Annotated in this window: 18 protein-coding genes; 10 read left to right on the forward strand and 8 right to left on the reverse strand. The window is 70.9% G+C overall.

What is annotated here, in order from left to right:
- Positions 1–64: 64 nt before the first annotated feature.
- The gene (moaA, locus tag ACWD5D_RS41185; RefSeq protein ID WP_451377885.1) at positions 65–1054 is read left to right on the forward strand and encodes a GTP 3',8-cyclase MoaA; all 990 of its coding nucleotides are present in this window, start codon (positions 65–67) and stop codon (positions 1052–1054) included.
- Between the two features lie 25 nt (positions 1055–1079).
- Here the strand turns inward: moaA and ACWD5D_RS41190 are convergent, their stop codons facing one another.
- Positions 1080–1286, reverse strand: a complete 207-nt coding sequence (locus ACWD5D_RS41190) for a hypothetical protein (RefSeq protein WP_451377886.1) — start codon at positions 1284–1286, stop codon at positions 1080–1082.
- Between the two features lie 216 nt (positions 1287–1502).
- On the reverse strand, positions 1503–1898 hold the full coding sequence (locus ACWD5D_RS41195) for a DUF3099 domain-containing protein (RefSeq protein WP_451377887.1): 396 nt from the start codon (positions 1896–1898) through the stop codon (positions 1503–1505).
- A 244-nt stretch (positions 1899–2142) separates the two neighbouring features.
- On the opposite strand from ACWD5D_RS41195, the gene ACWD5D_RS41200 reads away from it, so the two are divergent.
- Positions 2143–2427 carry a GlsB/YeaQ/YmgE family stress response membrane protein gene (locus ACWD5D_RS41200; RefSeq protein WP_451377888.1) on the forward strand — a complete coding sequence of 95 codons (285 nt, stop codon included), beginning with the start codon at positions 2143–2145 and terminating at the stop codon, positions 2425–2427.
- Between the two features lie 248 nt (positions 2428–2675).
- On the opposite strand, the gene tyrS is transcribed toward ACWD5D_RS41200, so the two are convergent.
- Genes tyrS through ACWD5D_RS41215 form a run of 3 tightly spaced genes read right to left on the reverse strand, consistent with a single transcriptional unit; the run spans position 2676 to position 6915 of the window.
- Positions 2676–3944, reverse strand: a complete 1269-nt coding sequence (gene tyrS, locus ACWD5D_RS41205) for a tyrosine--tRNA ligase (protein ID WP_451377889.1) — start codon at positions 3942–3944, stop codon at positions 2676–2678.
- A gap of 56 nt (positions 3945–4000) precedes the next feature.
- Positions 4001–5395: a metallopeptidase TldD-related protein gene (locus ACWD5D_RS41210; RefSeq protein WP_451377890.1), complete on the reverse strand. Its 1395-nt coding sequence runs from the start codon at positions 5393–5395 to the stop codon at positions 4001–4003.
- Positions 5392–6915, reverse strand: a complete 1524-nt coding sequence (locus ACWD5D_RS41215; protein ID WP_451377891.1) for a TldD/PmbA family protein — start codon at positions 6913–6915, stop codon at positions 5392–5394. The genes ACWD5D_RS41210 and ACWD5D_RS41215 overlap by 4 nt, the downstream gene beginning before the upstream one ends.
- Before the next feature lie 249 nt (positions 6916–7164).
- Between ACWD5D_RS41215 and fabG the strand changes: the two genes are divergently transcribed.
- From fabG to ACWD5D_RS41230, 3 genes are all read left to right on the forward strand, one after another.
- A complete protein-coding gene (fabG, locus tag ACWD5D_RS41220) occupies positions 7165–7869 on the forward strand; it encodes a 3-oxoacyl-[acyl-carrier-protein] reductase (RefSeq protein WP_451377892.1) in 705 nt (234 codons plus the stop codon).
- Positions 7870–7874: 5 nt separating this feature from the next.
- A complete protein-coding gene (fabI, locus tag ACWD5D_RS41225) occupies positions 7875–8642 on the forward strand; it encodes an enoyl-ACP reductase FabI (protein WP_451377893.1) in 768 nt (255 codons plus the stop codon).
- 182 nt (positions 8643–8824) lie between these two features.
- Positions 8825–9175 (forward strand): hypothetical protein, encoded by a 351-nt coding sequence (locus tag ACWD5D_RS41230; RefSeq protein WP_451377894.1) that lies wholly within the window; start codon positions 8825–8827, stop codon positions 9173–9175.
- Here ACWD5D_RS41230 and ACWD5D_RS41235 read toward each other — a convergent pair.
- Complete coding sequence (locus ACWD5D_RS41235) at positions 9153–9845, reverse strand: FadR/GntR family transcriptional regulator (protein WP_451377895.1); 693 nt, start codon at positions 9843–9845, stop codon at positions 9153–9155. The two genes, ACWD5D_RS41230 and ACWD5D_RS41235, sit on opposite strands and share 23 nt — an antisense overlap.
- Before the next feature lie 81 nt (positions 9846–9926).
- Here ACWD5D_RS41235 and ACWD5D_RS41240 point away from each other — a divergent pair, with 81 nt between their 5' ends.
- From ACWD5D_RS41240 to ACWD5D_RS41255, 4 genes are all read left to right on the forward strand, one after another.
- Positions 9927–11252 carry a CynX/NimT family MFS transporter gene (locus tag ACWD5D_RS41240; protein ID WP_451377896.1) on the forward strand — a complete coding sequence of 442 codons (1326 nt, stop codon included), beginning with the start codon at positions 9927–9929 and terminating at the stop codon, positions 11250–11252.
- A gap of 110 nt (positions 11253–11362) precedes the next feature.
- Positions 11363–11482 carry an SGM_5486 family transporter-associated protein gene (locus tag ACWD5D_RS41245; protein ID WP_451377897.1) on the forward strand — a complete coding sequence of 40 codons (120 nt, stop codon included), beginning with the start codon at positions 11363–11365 and terminating at the stop codon, positions 11480–11482.
- 230 nt (positions 11483–11712) lie between these two features.
- Positions 11713–11919 carry a hypothetical protein gene (locus ACWD5D_RS41250; protein ID WP_451377915.1) on the forward strand — a complete coding sequence of 69 codons (207 nt, stop codon included), beginning with the start codon at positions 11713–11715 and terminating at the stop codon, positions 11917–11919.
- A 79-nt stretch (positions 11920–11998) separates the two neighbouring features.
- On the forward strand, positions 11999–12517 hold the full coding sequence (locus tag ACWD5D_RS41255; RefSeq protein WP_451377898.1) for a SixA phosphatase family protein: 519 nt from the start codon (positions 11999–12001) through the stop codon (positions 12515–12517).
- A gap of 117 nt (positions 12518–12634) precedes the next feature.
- On the opposite strand, the gene serB is transcribed toward ACWD5D_RS41255, so the two are convergent.
- Complete coding sequence (gene serB, locus ACWD5D_RS41260) at positions 12635–13843, reverse strand: phosphoserine phosphatase SerB (RefSeq protein WP_451377899.1); 1209 nt, start codon at positions 13841–13843, stop codon at positions 12635–12637.
- Positions 13844–14112: 269 nt separating this feature from the next.
- The gene (locus ACWD5D_RS41265; protein ID WP_451377900.1) at positions 14113–14844 is read right to left on the reverse strand and encodes a streptophobe family protein; all 732 of its coding nucleotides are present in this window, start codon (positions 14842–14844) and stop codon (positions 14113–14115) included.
- A gap of 163 nt (positions 14845–15007) precedes the next feature.
- Between ACWD5D_RS41265 and ACWD5D_RS41270 the strand changes: the two genes are divergently transcribed.
- The gene (locus ACWD5D_RS41270) at positions 15008–17644 is read left to right on the forward strand and encodes an FHA domain-containing protein (RefSeq protein WP_451377901.1); all 2637 of its coding nucleotides are present in this window, start codon (positions 15008–15010) and stop codon (positions 17642–17644) included.
- Positions 17645–17659: the final 15 nt, after the last annotated feature.

The raw sequence follows: 17659 nt of genomic DNA on the forward strand, positions 1-17659 counted from the left end.
CGCGTAGGCTCACAGGTGACGGAAGAAGAGTTTTCCGCACGGAGGATCGAGGGAGGGGGCCCGCGTGCTCATCGACACCTACGGCCGAGTGGCCACCGACCTGAGGGTCTCGCTCACCGACCGGTGCAATCTGCGCTGCACGTACTGCATGCCCGAGGAAGGGCTGCAGTGGCTCGCCAAGCCCGACCTGCTCACGGACGACGAGATCGTCCGCCTGATCGACATCGCGGTCCGCCTGCTCGGTATCGAGGAGGTCCGTTTCACCGGCGGCGAACCGCTGCTGCGGCCCGGCCTGGTCGGCATCGTCGAGCGCGTCGCCGCTCTCGCCCCGCGCCCCCGGATGTCCCTCACCACCAACGGCATCGGCCTCAAGCGGACCGCGGCGGCCCTCAAGGCCGCGGGCCTGGACCGGGTCAACGTCTCCCTGGACACCCTCCGCCCCGACGTCTTCAAGACCCTCACCCGCCGAGACCGCCACAAGGACGTCATCGAAGGCCTCCAGGCCGCCCGCGACGCGGGCCTCACCCCGGTCAAGGTCAACACGGTCCTGATGCCGGACCTGAACGCCGACGAGGCCCCGGACCTGCTGGCCTGGGCCCTGGAGCACGCGTACGAACTGCGCTTCATCGAGCAGATGCCCCTGGACGCCCAGCACGGCTGGAAGCGCGAGGGCATGGTCACCGCCGGGGACATCCTGGCCTCCCTGCGCACCCGCTTCGACCTCACCCCCGAGGGCGCCGGCGAACGCGGCTCGGCCCCCGCGGAACGCTGGCTGGTGAACGGCGGCCCCCAGCGGGTCGGCGTGATCGCCTCGGTCACCCGCCCCTTCTGCGCGGCCTGCGACCGCACCCGCCTCACCGCCGACGGCCAGATACGCACCTGTCTGTTCGCCACCGAGGAGACCGACCTGCGCGCCGCCCTGCGTTCCGGTGCCCCCGACGAGGAGATCGCCCGGATCTGGCGTGTGGCGATGTGGGGCAAGAAGGCGGGAGCGGGACTGGACGACCCGTCGTTCGTGCAACCGGACCGTCCGATGTCCGCGATCGGCGGCTGAGCAACCGACCCCGAACAGGCCGTCCTCAGCCCTGAGTCGCTTCCCAGTCCTCGAACGCGACCACGTCCTTCAGGAACCCCCGGACGCCGAGGAACTGGGCGAGATGTTCGCGGTGCTCCTCACAGGCGAGCCATGTCTTGCGCCGCTCCGGCGTATGAATCTTCGGGTTGTTCCACGCCAGCACCCACACGGCGTCGGCACGGCAACCCTTCGCAGAACAGATAGGACTCACAGGCTCGTCTCACAAAAACGCGTGCAAACAAGGCGACGCCGAGCAGCCACGGGGGGAGCTGCCCGGCGTCGGTCCGTCGCTCCGACGGGGGATGCGGAGCGCGTACGCAGTATGTCACGGGTGACCCGCCGCCCGGCACCGGAACTGCACGATTGATCTGAGGTTTTCTTGAGGTTGGCGGGATGCCGGCTTCCGCTCTTTCCGCTGTCACCGTGGTCAGGCCGACCCGGACCGTTCACCGTGCGCACCGCCCGCCGGACTCGGAGGGACGTCTTGTGGAGCGGTCCTCTCCTCGCTCTCCTCCGTGCGCGGCGGCGCGATCATCGGCCGCGTCGGGCCCGCCACGAAGGTCGACGGAAGAGAGGGCGGCCGCTCCCGGCCGGCGTTCGCGAACACCACCGCGACGTAGGGAAGCACCGCACCGAGCACCAGCGCCACGATGGCGACGTACCGCTCCACGTTCCACAGCGAGACGGCGAGGATCACCGAGGCGGTGCGGATCGTCATCGAGATGACGTACCTCCGCTGCCGGCCCCGTACGTCCTCGGCGAGCCCGGTCCGGGCGCCGGTGATCCGGAACACCTGGGCGCTTCCGCCGTGCTGCTTGCGCATCACATTCCACCATCCGCCCGCATCGGACTCTCCCCGGCCCGCACCTCGTCCGGGCCTGGCGGGGAACCGGTCCCGAACACCTTCCACGGTACGCCGCGCCGTCCTCGCCCACGAGAGTGGGGTCGCCTCCTGCCTGCGTGAACGTGGCCTGCGGGGGCGCACACGGGGTGCCCGGAATGCGCCGAACGGCGGATCGACCCAGACTGGCCGTAATGCTCACGTCGAGCCGTTCGAGGAGGCAGCCATGGGCTGGTTGTGGGCGATCATCGTGGGATTCGTGCTGGGGATCATCGCGAAGGCGGTCATCCCGGGCAGGCAGCACAGTCCCCTGTGGCTGACCACCATCTGCGGCATGCTCGGCGCCATCGCGGGCAACGCGATCGCCCGCGGGCTCGGCGTCGCGGAGACCCGGGGCATCGACTGGAGCCGGCACGCCTTCCAGCTCGTCGCCGCGATCATCATCGTCTTCGCCGTCGACACGCTCTACATGGCCACGCTCGGCAAGAGGAAGCAGCAGCAGCGGGTCTGAGCCTCGGTTCGCCCCGGTTCGAAGCGCTCCCCGAGGGGCGTGGCCCGAGGGGCGTGGCCCGAGGGGCGTGGGGTCACCCCGGCAGGCGGCTAGGCCGAGACCGGTACGTGGCTCCGCCGCGATCGCCGTGCCACGCCGCCGTGCCACACCGGCGCGGCCGGCATGCCACCCCGTCGCGCGGGCACGCGCGGCCACGGCGAACCCGCAACCGCAGCCGCACACACCCCGCGCGTTCACGCCCTGCGGCGCTACGCGGACACGACCTCCACGGCGGCGAGGTTCTTCTTCCCTCGTCGCAGCACCAGCCACCGCCCGTGCAGCAGGTCCTCCTTGGCCGGCACGGCGTCCTCCGCGGCGACCTTCACGTTGTTCACGTAGGCGCCGCCCTCCTTCACGGTCCGCCGCGCGGCGGACTTGCTGGCGACCAGCCCGACCTCGGCGAACAGGTCGATCACCGGAGCCGGCTCGGCGACCTGGATGTGCGGCACCTCGGACAGGGCCGCGGCGAGCGTGTTCGCGTCCAGCTCCGCCAGTTCGCCCTGGCCGAACAGCGCCTTGGACGCGGCGATCACGGCGGCCGTCTGATCCGCCCCGTGCACCAGCGTCGTCAGCTCCTCGGCGAGCGCGCGCTGCGCGGCCCGCGCCTGCGGGCGTGCCTCCGTCTGCTCCTCCAGCTCCTCCAGCTCCTCACGGGACCTGAAGGAGAGGATCCGCATGTACGTGGAGATGTCCCGGTCGTCCACGTTCAGCCAGAACTGGTAGAACGCGTACGGCGACGTCATCTCCGGGTCGAGCCAGACGGCGCCGCCCTCGGTCTTGCCGAACTTGGTGCCGTCCGCCTTGGTCATCAGCGGGGTCGCCAGGGCATGCGCCTCGGCCTCCGGCTCCAGACGGTGGATCAGGTCCAGGCCCGCCGTGAGGTTGCCCCACTGGTCGCTGCCGCCCTGCTGCAGCGTGCAGCCGTACCGCCGGTACAGCTGCAGGAAGTCCATGCCCTGCAGGAGCTGGTAGCTGAACTCGGTGTAGCTGATGCCCTGGTCGGACTCGAGGCGGCGGGCCACGGAGTCCTTTGTCAGCATCTTGTTGACGCGGAAGTGCTTGCCGATGTCCCGCAGGAACTCGATCGCGGACAGGCCCGCGGTCCAGTCGAGGTTGTTGACCATGACCGCCGCGTTCTCGCCCTCGAAGGACAGGAACGGCTCGATCTGGGCGCGCAGGGTGCCCACCCAGCCGGCCACCGTCTCCGGGTCGTTCAGCGTGCGCTCGGCGGTCGGGCGCGGGTCACCGATCAGGCCCGTGGCGCCGCCGACCAGCGCCAGCGGCCGGTGCCCGGCACGCTGGAGCCGGCGCATCGTGAGCACCTGCACCAGGTGTCCGACGTGCAGGGACGGCGCGGTCGGGTCGTAACCGCAATAGAACGTGACGGGACCGTCCGCGAGCGCCTTGCGCAAAGCGTCCTCGTCGGTGGACAGGGCGAACAGCCCACGCCACTTCAGCTCGTCGACGATGTCCGTCACGGTTCTCGTGTCTCCTTGATGATCAGTCGGCAGTCGGGTGACAGCCGACTACGAGGTTATACGCCCTGACTGACAGAGCTCATATTGAAATCCGGGATCCGCAGCGCCGGCATCGCGGCCCGGGTGAACCAGTCGCTCCACTCCCGCGGCAGCGTCTTCTCCGTGCGGCCCGCCTCCGAGGCCCGCCCCAGCAGGTCCACCGGCGACTCGTTGAACCGGAAGTTGTTCACCTGTCCGGTCACCTCCCCGTTCTCCACGAGGTAGACGCCGTCCCGGGTGAGGCCCGTGAGGAGCAGCGTCGCCGGGTCGACCTCGCGGATGTACCACAGGCAGGTCAGCAGCAGCCCGTACTCGGTGTCCGCGACCATCTCCTCCAGGGAGCGGTCCTGCCCGCCGTCCAGGATCAGGTTCCCGGGCGCCGGGGCGACCGGCAGCCCGGTCAGGCCCGCGCTGTGCCGGGTGGTTGTCAGGTGCGTGAGGACGCCCTCGCTCACCCAGTCGGTGGCGTGCGCCGGCAGCCCGTTGTCGAAGACCGACTGATCGCCACCGGAGGAGTGGGCCACGACGAAGGGCGCGGACTCCAGCCCCGGCTCGTTCGGGTCGCTGCGCAGGGTCAGCGGCAGCTCGCTCAGCTTGTCGCCGACGCGGGTGCCGCCGCCCGGCTTGGAGAACACCGTCCGGCCCTCGGCCGCGTCCCGGCCCGAGCCCGACCACAGCTGGTAGATCAGCAGGTCCGCGACCGCGGTCGGCGGCAGCAGCGTCTCGTAGCGGCCGGCCGGAAGCTCCACGCGCCGCTCGGCCCAGCCGAGCCGGACGGCCAGCTCCGCGTCCAGGGCGCCGGGGTCGACGTCCTTGAAGTCCCGGGTGGAGCGGCCGGCCCAGGCGGAGCGGGTGCGGTCCGGGGACTTGGCGTTGAGCTCCAGCGTGCCGGTGGGCTGGTCGTGCCTCAGGCGCAGCCCGGTCGACGTGCCCACGTAGGTGGAGACCATCTCGTGGTTGGCGAAGCCGTACAACTCCCGGCCGCCCGCACGCGCGCGTGCGAAAGCCTCGCCGAGCGCGGGGGCGAAGTCCGCGAACACCGCGGAGGAGGTCTCGGCCGGCGCGTCCGCGAAGTCGGGCGCCTCCGGCACCTCGGTGACCAGCGGCTGTGCGTCCTCGGCCGGCCCGACGCCGCGCGCCGCGGCCTCGGCGGCCCGTACCAGCGGCTCCAGGTCCTGCGCGGTCACCGCCGACCGCGACACGACTCCGGAGGCCGTGCCCTCCTGGCCGTCCACGGTCGCGATCACCGTGAGGGTACGGCCGCGGGTCACGCCGTTGGTGGTGAGCGCGTTGCCCGCCCAGCGCAGGTTGGCGGTCGAGTGCTCGTCGGCGATGACGACACAGCCGTCGGCCCGGGACAGCGCGAGGGCCTGCTCGACCACCTCGTGCGGCTTGTTGGTGCGCGCGCTCATCGACCGGCCTCCTGCGTGGTGTTCAGAATGTTGACGCCCTTGAAGAGGGCGGAGGGGCAGCCGTGGGACACGGCGGCGACCTGGCCCGGCTGAGCCTTGCCGCAGTTGAAGGCGCCGCCCAGCACATAGGTCTGAGGTCCGCCCACGGCCGCCATCGAGCCCCAGAAGTCGGTGGTCGTGGCCTGGTAGGCGACGTCCTTCAGCTGCCCGGTGATCCGCCCGTTCTCGATCTTGAAGAAGCGCTGACCGGTGAACTGGAAGTTGTACCGCTGCATGTCGATCGACCAGGACCGGTCGCCGACGACGTAGATGCCCCGGTCGACGCCCCCGATCAGGTCCTCGGTGGACAGCCCGCCGGGGTCCGCCTGCAACGACACGTTGGCCATGCGCTGCACCGGCACATGCCCGGGGGAGTCGGCGTACGCGCATCCGTTGGACCGGTCGAACCCGGTCAGCTTCGCGATCCTGCGGTCCAGCTGGTAGCCGACGAGCGTGCCGTCCTTCACCAGGTCCCAGGACTGCGCCGCGACGCCCTCGTCGTCGTAGCCGATGGTCGCGAGACCGTGCTCGGCGGTGCGGTCACCGGTGACGTTCATCAGCTCGGAGCCGTACCTGAGCTTGCCCAGCTGGTCGAAGGTGGCGAAGGAGGTGCCGGCGTAGGCGGCCTCGTAGCCGAGGGCGCGGTCCAGCTCGGTGGCGTGGCCGATGGACTCGTGGATGGTCAGCCACAGGTTGGACGGGTCGACCACCAGGTCGTACAGGCCCGCCTCCACGCTCGGCGCCCGCATCTTCTCGGCCAGCAGGTCCGGGATCCGCTCCAGCTCGGTCTCCCAGTCCCAGCCGGTCCCCGTCAGGTACTCCCAGCCGCGCCCGACCGGCGGCGCCAGGGTCCGCATCGAGTCGAACTCGCCGCTGGACTCGTCCACCGACACGGCCGTCAGCTGCGGGTGCAGCCGTACCCGCTGCTGGGTGGTCACGGTGCCCGCGGTGTCGGCGTAGAACTTGTTCTCGTGCACGGTGAGCAGCGAGGCGTCCACGTGGTTCACGCCCGGCGCCGCCAGCAGCCGGGAGCTCCAGTCCGCGAGCAGCGCGGCCTTCTCCTCGTCGGGCACCGAGAACGGGTCGATCTCGTACGACGAGACCCACGTCTTCTCCTCGTGCACCGGCTCACCGGCCAGCTCCACCCGCTCCTCGGAACCGGCCGCCCTGATCACCTGCGCCGAGAGCTTCGCCATCGCCACCGCCTGCGAGGCGACCTTCGCGGCGGCGTCCAGGGTCAGGTCCACACCGGACGCGAAGCCCCACGTGCCGCCGTGCACGACCCGCACCGCGTACCCCAGGTCGGTGGTGTCGGACGACCCGGCGGGCTTGGCGTCCCGCAGCCGCCAGGACGCGCTGCGCACCCGCTCGAACCGGAAGTCCGCATGCTCGGCCCCCAGCGCACGCGCGCGTGCGAGCGCGGCGTCGGCCAGGGCCCTTAGCGGAAGCGCCGTGAAGGCTTCGTCGATCGTATGAGGCACGGAGGTCTCCCTGCTGTCGTCGCCTGTCGGGTCCGATCATGTCGTGGGAGTGGGCCCGTGGACCACAGGTTTGAGCCTCGGCGCGGGCCCTTTCTGTAGGGATCCGACAGCGACACTCTCGAGCCACTGTCGGTGCCCGCTTGCCCTGGGACGCGACGCTACCGATAGGTTTTCGGTGAAGCCGCCTGTCATCGAGGTGTTCGGGCGGGTTGTCGGAACGCATCAGACCGCTATCGAAAGGGTGATCCGTTGAGCCGCTCGGTTCTCGTCACCGGAGGAAACCGGGGCATCGGCCTCGCCATCGCCCGCGCTTTCGCCGATGCCGGCGACAAGGTCGCGATCACATACCGCTCGGGCGAGCCGCCGGCCGGCTTCCTCGCCGTCAAGTGCGACATAACCGATCCGGAGCAGGTGGAGCAGGCCTACAAGGAGATCGAGACCCAGCACGGCCCGGTCGAGGTTCTTGTCGCCAACGCCGGCGTGACCAAGGACCAGCTCCTGATGCGCATGTCCGAGGAGGACTTCACCTCGGTCATCGACACCAACCTCACCGGCACCTTCCGCGTCGTCAAGCGTGCCAACCGCGGCATGCTGCGCGCCAAGAAGGGCCGCGTCGTCCTGATCTCCTCCGTGGTCGGCCTGCTCGGCTCGGCGGGGCAGGCGAACTACGCCGCATCCAAGGCCGCCCTGGTCGGCTTCGCGCGTTCCCTCGCCCGTGAGCTGGGCTCGCGCAACATCACCTTCAACGTCGTCGCGCCCGGCTTCGTCGACACCGACATGACGCGTGCACTCAACGACGAGCAGCGCACCGGCATCCTGTCGCAGGTGCCGCTCGGCCGTTACGCACAGCCGGAGGAGATCGCCGCGACGGTGCGGTTCCTCGCCTCGGACGACGCCGCGTACATCACTGGAGCCGTCATTCCCGTTGACGGCGGACTGGGAATGGGTCACTGATCACCATGAGCGGAATCCTCGAAGGCAAGCGCATCCTGATCACGGGTGTGCTGACGGAGTCCTCCATCGCCTTCCACGCGGCCAAGCTGGCCCAGGAGCAGGGCGCGGAGATCATCCTGACCGCGTTCCCGCGGCCCACCCTGACCGAGCGCATCGCCAAGAAGCTGCCGAAGCCCGCCAAGGTCATCGAGCTGGACGTCACCAACGACGAGCACCTGGCCCGCCTGGCCGACATCGTCGGCGAGGAGCTGGGCGGCCTCGACGGCGTCGTCCACTCCATCGGCTTCGCCCCGCAGGACGCGCTCGGCGGCAACTTCCTCAACACGCCGTTCGAGTCGGTCGCCACCGCCATGCACGTCTCGGCGTACTCCCTGAAGTCGCTGACCATGGCCTGCCTGCCGCTGATGCAGAACGGCGGCTCGGTCGTCGGCCTGACCTTCGACGCGCAGTACGCCTGGCCGCAGTACGACTGGATGGGCCCGGCCAAGGCCGCCCTGGAGGCGACCAGCCGCTACATCGCCCGCGACCTGGGCAAGCAGAACATCCGCTGCAACCTCATCTCGGCGGGCCCGCTCGGCTCCATGGCCGCCAAGTCCATCCCGGGCTTCAGCGAGCTGGCCTCCGTGTGGGACGACCGCGCCCCGCTGGAGTGGGACCTCAAGGACCCGGAGCCGGCCGGCAAGGGCGTCGTCGCCCTGCTGAGCGACTGGTTCCCGAAGACCACGGGCGAGATCGTCCACGTGGACGGCGGTCTGCACGCCATCGGCGCCTGATCCCTGCCGCTCCCGCCGCAGCGAAGGCCGAGGCCCGCACCCTGTCGAGGGTGCGGGCCTCGGCCCGTTCCTGGGCTCACCCGTTCGGCCCACCGGCCGGGCCGTGACCGTCCCCACGGCGCACCCTGGAGGCAGCGTCCACCTCGCGCATCCCTCCGCAGCCCGGCCCAGGAGGTCCCCTTGTGCGTCTGTCTCGCAGCCTGGCCCCGGTGACCGTCGCACTGGCCCTCGTTCTGTCCCTGCCGTGCGACGCGATGCCGCACGCGCGCGTGAACGACGGCAAGCCACCCGCGCCGAACCTGTTCGGCGCCGCCTGCCGTACGGCTGTGAACGGATCCCATGTGGTCGCCTACTGCCACAACCCGTACGTCGACACCGACCGGGTACGCCTGCACATCGAGTGCGCCCGGTGGTGGGACATCGACACCGACAGCGCCCCCGCGGACACGGGGCCCGCCATGACCGTACGGCTGACCGGACGCTGCTGGAAGGAGGTCCGCTCGGTCTGGATCAGCCACCAGAAGGGTCACTGAGCCGGCCCGGACGGCACAGGAACGGATAGCTCGCGGCCTCCGCGGCCGCCGCCTGGGCGTCGCCCGCGCGGATCGCGTCCAGCAGCCGGGTGTGATCCATGGGCGTCTCGGGCGACAGCTCGGCGCCGACGCCCGCGCGCACCCCGTCCCGCAGCACCTCGCCGAGGTCGGCGTACATCGCCGTGATGACGTCGTTGTGGGACGCGGCCACCACGGCCAGGTGGAAGGTGGAGTCGGCCGACACGAAGGCCTCCGCCTCCCCGGCCTGCCAGGCCTCGTCGCGCCGCGCCAGCAGGGCGTCCAGCTGCTTGAGGTCCTTCTCGGTGCGCCGCTCGGCGGCCATCTTCGCCGCCGCCGACTCCAGCGTGGAGCGCAGTTCGGCGATGTGCCGGGGGTCGGCGCCGGCGAACCTGCGGTGCATCACGCCGGCCAGCTCGCTCGTCGCCACCACATAGGTGCCGGAGCCCTGGCGGATGTCCAGCAGGCCGTTGTGCGCGAGCGCCCGGACCGCCTCGCGGACGGTGTTGCGGGCGACGCCGAGCTGCTCGACGAGCTCGGGCTCGGTCGGGATGCGTGAGCCGACCGGCCACTCGCCGGAGGTGATCTGATTGCGCAACTCGGCGATGACCTGCTCGGACAGCACCGAACGACGCGGGTGGGTCAGAGGCATGGCACACCTTCGCACGGGAGGTCCGGGGGGTGGACCTCCAGGAATGGACAACCAATCATCCCATGATTCTATGATGGTCCTATGGCTAGCGAGGAAACCAGGACCGCGGAAACACATATGGAGTCACCTACGACATCGTCTTCGGTGCCTCCCGAGCGTGGCACGACCACCTCGGGGGGCGCCCGGAACACGCCCGCGCGCGCGTGGACGACACGGCTGGTCGTCGCCGGCATCGTGCTGGCCGCGGTGAACCTCCGCCCGGCCATCACCAGCCTCGGCGCCCTCCTGGAGGAGGTCCGCGACGGCCTCGGCATGAGCGGCAGCGTGGCCGGGCTGCTCACCTCGGTACCCCCGCTCTGCTTCGCGATCTTCGGTGTCACCGCGCCCCGCCTGGCCCGCCGCTTCGGCCCCGCCGCCGTGGTGTGCGCCGGCATGGCGGCCATCACCGCAGGTCTGCTGATCCGGCCCTTCGTCGGGAACACGGCCGGGTTCCTGGCCGCCAGCGCCCTCGCCCTCATGGGCATCGCCGTCAGCAACGTGCTGATGCCGGTCATCGTCAAGCGCTGGTTCCCGGACCGCGTCGGCTCCATGACCGGCCTGTACTCGATGGCCCTCGCCCTCGGCACCTCCCTCGCCGCGGCCGTCACCGTGCCCATGACGGATGCCCTGGGCGGCAGTTGGCAGTCCGGGCTCGCCGTCTGGGCCGGGCTCTCGGCCGCCGCCGTCGTGCCCTGGCTGCCGCTCGTGCGCGACCGGGGCACCACCCCCGCCCGGCAGGCCACGCCCGCCGCGCAGGAGCCGCAGGCCCCGCTGCGGATCACCCGGAGCCGCACCGCCTGGGCCCTCGCCGTCTTCTTCGGACTTCAGGCCACCGCCGCCTACATCACGATGGGCTGGATGGCGCAGATCTTCCGCGACTCCGGCGTCCCGGCGAGCACCGCGGGCCTGCTGCTCGCGGTCACCATGGTGATGGGCGTGCCACTGGCCTTCGTCATCCCGCGGCTCGCCACCCGGCTGCCCCACCAGGGGCCGATCGCGCTCGCCCTGGGCGTCTGCGGCCTCGCCGGATACGCCGGTCTGTACTTCGCGCCGGCCGCCGGCGCCTGGGCCTGGGCCCTGCTGCTCGGCGTCTCCAACTGCGCCTTCCCGCTCGCCCTGACGATGGTCGGCATGCGCGCCCGGACCGGTCCGGGCGTCGTCCAGCTGTCCGCGTTCGCGCAGAGCACCGGCTATCTGATCTCCATTCCCGGTCCGCTGCTGGTCGGCGTGCTCTACCAGCAGAGCGGCGGCTGGGGAGTGCCGATCGCCCTCATGGCCGGCCTGATGCTGCCCCAGATGGCCGTCGGCTTCCTGGCGGGCCGGGACCGCACGGTGGAGGACGAGGCGGCACAGCAGGACAGGTCCTAGCCGCGCCGCGCCGGCCCGAACGACCCGCCTGACCCGACCGGCGCGGCCGACGCGCCGGACGCGCGCGACCCGCGCGATCCACGCGGGACGAAGGGTGCGAGACTGGGCGCATGGAGCCTGTCCTCGACCCGAACCCGCAGAACGGCCAGAAGAAGATGCTCGTCGTCTTCGGTTCGTTCTTCGCCATCTTCGTGATCATCGCCATCGTCGCGACGATCGTCTCGCCCTGACCGGGCCGGTCCGGCACCTGCGGCCCGGCCGGTCCGGTCCGGGCCGTCCGGCATCCGTGGTGGGGTTGTCCCGCCCCTGCCGGTGGGGTTGTCCCCCCGTCCCCTAGGGGGTCAGGGTCAGGGTCAAGTGGGTGGATCTCCGGATGGGGTGACGGCACGGGAATCCGTACCTTCGAAGTGTGACCGCGGCGACGGCCACGGACACCACTCGAAGCCCCACGGAGGCGACCATGCCGGCCCGCACGCACACCCGGACCCACCCGGTGACCACGGGCGGCGTCGACATCCGGCTTCCCTGGTGGGCTCTCGCCCTGCCCGCGCTGGCCTTCGCCGCCCTGCTCATACTGATACTGAACCCGTCGGACGCCCACGCGGCGAGCGGCGATCCGGCGGTCACACATCTCTTCGAGCGCCTGCAGCAGTTCCTCGCGCACTGACCCGGATGCCGCCTCTGACGGTGAATCCGCATGTCAACTCCCTGCGCCGGGTGGCCTGTTTCATGCGAAGCTGGGACCCATGAGCGTCGCAGAACCCCGCAAGATCGTCCTCTTCCGGCATGCGAAAGCCGACTGGCCCCAGGTGTCCGACCATGAGCGCCCTCTCGCGGAGCGGGGCCGCAAGGACGCCGCCGTCGCCGGCCGCAAGCTGGCCGACACCGGTATCACCTTCGACCTGGCCCTGTGCTCCACCGCCGTCCGCACCCGCGAGACCTGGAAGCTCGCCGTCCACGAACTCGAGCACCGGCCGAGGACCGTCTACGAGGAGCGGGTCTACGAGGCCTCGCCCGGCGAGCTGATCGCCGTGCTCAACGAGACCCCCGACGACGTGCGGAACGTGATCCTCATCGGCCACAACCCCGGCGTGCACGGCCTGGCCGACATCCTGTCCGGCGACTCCGAGGGCGACGCCGGCGAGCGGATGCACCGCCGCGGCTTCCCCACCGCGTGTTTCGCACTGCTGTCCTTCGACGGCGGCTGGAAGTCCCTGGAGCCGGGCACGGCCACGCTGGCGGACTACTGGGCACCTTCCGACTGAGCGCGCACATGGCAGGAGGGCCCGGCACCGCAGCGGTGCCGGGCCCTCCCGTCATCTGCGGCTGACCGCTGACCGCTGACCGCTGACGGCTGACGGCGTACGACCGTCCGGGCCGGCTCAGCCCTCGTCGTGCGTCTCCGCCGCCTCGACCTCTTCACGGGTGACACCCAGCAGGTACAGGACCGTGTCGAGGAAGGGGAAGTTCACCGCCGTGTGCGCGGCCTCGCGGACCACCGGCTTGGCATTGAACGCGACACCGAGACCGGCCGCGTTCAGCATGTCCAGGTCATTGGCGCCGTCGCCGATCGCCACCGTCTGCGAGAGCGGTACCCCGGCCTCCGCGGCGAAGCGGCGCAGCAGCCGCGCCTTGCCCGCCCGGTCCACGATCTCCCCGACGACCCGGCCGGTCAGCTTCCCGTCGACGATCTCCAGCGTGTTGGCCTGCGCGAAGTCCAGTCCCAGCCGTTCCCTCAGATCGTCCGTGACCTGGGTGAACCCGCCGGAGACGACGCCGACTTGGTAGCCGAGCCGCTTCAGGGTGCGGATCAGCGTGCGCGCGCCCGGCGTCAGCCGGACCTCGCTGCGCACCTTCTCCACCACCGAGGCGTCCAGCCCCTTCAGCAGCGCCACGCGCGCGTGCAGCGACTGCTCGAAGTCCAGCTCCCCGCGCATCGCCGCCGCCGTCACCTCGGCGACCTCGTCCTCGCACCCGGCATGCGCGGCGAACAGCTCGATGACCTCGTCCTGGATGAGGGTGGAGTCCACGTCCATGACCACCAGCCGCTGGGCACGCCGGTGCAGACCGGCGGAGACCACCGCGATGTCGACACCCAGTGCCGCCGCGTCGGACGCCAGGGCCGTGCGCAGCGGCTCGGTCTCCACGCCGGAGACGGCGAACTCCACCGCGGTCACCGGGTACTTGGCGAGGCGGAAGATACGGTCGATGTTGCCGCCGGCCTTCGCGATCCGGGCGGCGACGGCGGCCGTCGACTCGGCGGTCAGCGGGTGGCCGAGAACGGTCACCAGGGAGCGCCCGATGCCACGCGGGCGGTTGTCGCCATGACCCGAGATGATCTCGGCCTGCATCTTCATCGACTCGGCCCAGCTGTGCACCGTCGCCCGCAGGTCGCCCTCGACGTCGGCCGGCGGCTGTGTGATCAGCGCGCACAGCACCAGGCGGCCTCGCGTGACCACCTGCTCGATGTCGACCACGTCGACGAGGTAGGCGGCAAGGGTGTCGAAGAGGCCGGCCGTGATGCCCGGCCTGTCCTTGCCGAAAATCTTGACGAGGAAAGTGGGGACCTCGGAGGTCTGCGAAGCGCTCATGGTGTCACCACCGTATCCGGCACTCAGTGCCCGGCGCCCGGGAGGTCCGCCTGACGGACACGGAACAATGCGTGTCCGGCCGGTGTCGGGGATCTTGCCTCGAAGCGACGCCCGGATCGGCCGAGATGTGCCGAGATCTGCCGTACGACCTCGGCCCTACCCCGACTGTGCCACGGGGGCGCCCCGACGTGCAGCTCCGCACGAGCGCAGCGGCCGGAGCCCGGAGCTCACCGCCAGGGGCTACCCGTCCGGGGCTCACCGTCCGGGGTTCACCGTCCGGGGTTCACCGTCCGGGCCGCTTTCCCGGCGGATGCGGTTGTGGGGGCGGTGGTGGTGGCGGCGGTGGTGGCCACTCCTACGACGCGTTCGGTGAGCGGCCACGGGGGCGTGCGCCGGGACGGCCTCGGGGCGAGGGCCCGGGGCCGTACAGCGGGCGGGCGATGGTCGGGGCGCCGGACACGTCGTCCCCCACGTCGTCCCCGGCCGACGGCGACGCGCGTCCTCCGGCTCCCGCACCTCGCGCAGATCCTCCGGCACCTGGACGTCCGGCGCCCTGAGGTTTCGCACCTGGAGGTAGGGGTTCGTGTCGGGATTCGCCGGCCGGTACGGCCGGCTCCGCGTGTACGGCCCGCCCCGGCCGCCGTGCTCGCCGAGCCCACCCCTCTCGTCGTACCCCGACGCCCCTCCCTCACCTTCCGCGTCGCCGCACCCACCACCGCACCCCGCCCCGGCCCCACCACCCGGGACCTCGCGGCTCCGGTCGCCCGGGCGACCAACGCGCCCGCCGCCCCCGCTCCCCACACGGCGCCCAACAGCAGCGCCGCGCCGAGGCGGCCGTGCAGCCCGATGCCCGCACCGAAGGCGTCGAAGCCGAGCACGGAGAGCGAGGCGTCCACCGAGACGTCCGTCAGCCAGACGAGGAAGGGCAGCGCGAGCGCCGTCGCGACGCCGAGCCGCAGCGCGCAGCGGTCGCGCTTGTCCTCCTCGTGGGGGATCACCACTCTCCGGCCCGGTCTCAACCCCCGTCAACGGGGCGGGCGGAAGCGCGTGCGGGCGCCTGTCACAAGGCCCGACTTTCGGTCACGGGGCCGAGCCTGAAATAGTTCCCCACGATGTTCGACATCCCTAGACTCCCTGTGATGGGGGTAGCTCGGGGGACAAATCATGGGGCATGGAGTGCCGGAACTCGTACTGGAATCAAACGGACGGACCTGGACGCTCGACCCGTCCAGGACCTACACCCTCGGCCGCGATCCGCAGGGTGACATCGTCTTCGACGACGCCAGGGTGTCCTGGCGGCACGCCACGGTCGGCTTCAACGGCCACAGTTGGGTCATCGAGGACCACGGCAGCACCAACGGCACCTATGTGCAGGGCCAGCGGATCCAGCAGGTGCAGCTCGGACCCGGGGCGGCGGTGAACCTCGGCAACGCGACCGACGGACCGCGCGTGAACCTGTCCGGCGCCGCCGTGCCCGCTCAGTCCCCACAGCAGGCGGCACCGTACGCCGCCCAGGCCGCGGGCGTCGGCTGGTCCCAGCAGCCCCCGCAGCAGGCCCAGGCCCCGCACCAGCCCGTCGCACAGCAGGCACCGCAGCAGGCTCCGCACCAGGCCGTCGCCCCACAGGCCCCGCAGGCCGACTGGCAGCAGCCGCAGCAGCAACAGGCGCACCAGCCGCCGGCGTTCCCGCAGCAGCAGGGCGGTCCGGGCGAGCAGTTCGCGCAGAAGACGCCCGGTGGTGCCGCGGGGGCACCGCCGGTCTACGGCGACCGCAGCCCGACCACGTTCCACCAGTTCGCCGCCGGTCGTGTGATGCGTATCGGTCGTGCCCTGGAGAACGAGCTGGTCGTCTCCGACCTGCAGGTCTCCCGGCACCACGCCGAGTTCCACTCGACGCCGGACGGCCGCTTCGAGATACGCGACCTCGGCTCGCACAACGGCACCTACGTCAACGGTATGCCGATCGCCAAGGGCGGCTCGGTGCTGCTCGGCCCGGCGGACATCGTCGGTGTCGGTCACTCCACCTTCCGGATCGTCGGCGACCGCCTCGAGGAGTTCGTCGACACCGGTGAGGTCTCCTTCTCCGCGCGCCACCTGACCGTCACGGTCGACGGCGGCAAGCAGATCCTGAAGGACGTCTCCTTCGGCGTCCCGGAGAAGTCCCTGATCGCCGTCATCGGCCCGTCGGGTTCCGGCAAGTCGACCCTGCTCAAGGCGCTCACCGGCTACCGGCCCGCCAACCAGGGCGAGGTCCTGTACGACAACCGGAACCTGTACAAGCAGTTCGCCGAGCTGCGTCAGCGCATCGGTCTGGTCCCGCAGGACGACATCCTGCACAAGGAGCTGACCGTCAAGAAGGCCCTGAAGTACGCGGCCAAACTGCGCTTCCCGGCCGACACCACCGCCCAGGAGCGCGACGCCCGTATCGAGGAGGTGCTGCGCGAGCTGAAGCTCGACGTCCACAAGGACAAGAAGGTCACCTCCCTCTCCGGCGGCCAGCGCAAGCGTGTCTCGGTGGCCCTGGAACTGCTCACCAAGCCGTCGCTGATCTTCCTGGACGAGCCGACCTCCGGCCTCGACCCGGGCATGGACCGCGATGTCATGCAGCTGCTGCGCGGCCTCGCCGACGACGGCCGCACGGTCCTCGTCGTCACCCACTCGGTGGCCGAGCTGGCGATCTGCGACAAGCTCCTGGTGATGGCGCCCGGCGGCTCGGTGGCCTACTTCGGCCCGCCGGAGGAGGCGCTGAACTTCTTCGGCTACGACAGCTGGGCCGACGTCTTCTCCGCCTTCGAGAACTACCGCGACTACGACTGGGCGGGCCGCTGGAAGGGGTCGCAGCACTACCAGATGTACGCCGCTGACGTCGACGCGGTCGCCCCGCAGTCCGTACCCGTGCAGATGCCTCCGATGCAGGCCATCAGACCGCCCAAGCCGCAGCCCTGGGGCTCGCAGCTGATGACCCTGATCCGGCGCTATGTGTCGGTGATCGTCTCCGACAAGGGCTTCCTGGCGCTGACGGTGATCCTGCCGGCCGTGCTCGGCGCGGTCAGCCTGCTGATCGACCACAAGCGGGGCCTGCTCGTCAACGAGGCGATCAACCCGCGTACCGGCGCGCACGTCCCGAACGGCACGGCGACCACGGTGCTGCTGATCCTCGCCGTCGGCGCGTGCTTCGCGGGCGCCGCGAACTCGGTCCGTGAGCTGATCAAGGAACGGGTCATCTACGAGCGGGAACGCGCCACCGGCCTGTCCCGGTCGGCTTACCTGATGTCGAAGGTGGTCGTCCTGGGCGCGGTCACCGTGCTCCAGGGCCTGATGGTCGGCCTGATCGGCTTCTCCAGCCGGGAGATCCCCGACAAGGGGCTCGTCCTCGGCGGCTCGACGCTGTTCGAGCTGTGCCTGCCGATCATGGCGCTCGGCTTCACCTCGATGATGTTCGGTCTGGTGATCTCCTCGCTGGTGAAGACCGCCGAGAAGACCATGCCGCTGCTGGTGATGTTCGCGATCATCCAGGTCGTCTTCACCGGCTGCCTCTTCACCCTGCACGGCACCCTCGGTGTGAACGAGTTCTCGTACCTGATGCCGTCGCGCTGGGCGGTGGCCGCCGCGGGCACCACGCTGGACTTCAACAACATCGCGCCGAACACCGACGACCCGGGCAGCACGGACCCGCTGTGGGACCACGCGGCCTCGGCCTGGGGCATGGACATGGCCGCCCTGATCGCCCTCGGTGTGGTCTGCGGCTTCTTCGTGGCCCGCTTCCTGCGCCGGCACGAGCCGGAGGTCATGCGGAAGTAACCGCGCCCGTACGAC

The organism is Streptomyces sp. NPDC002520 (genome assembly GCF_053595235.1).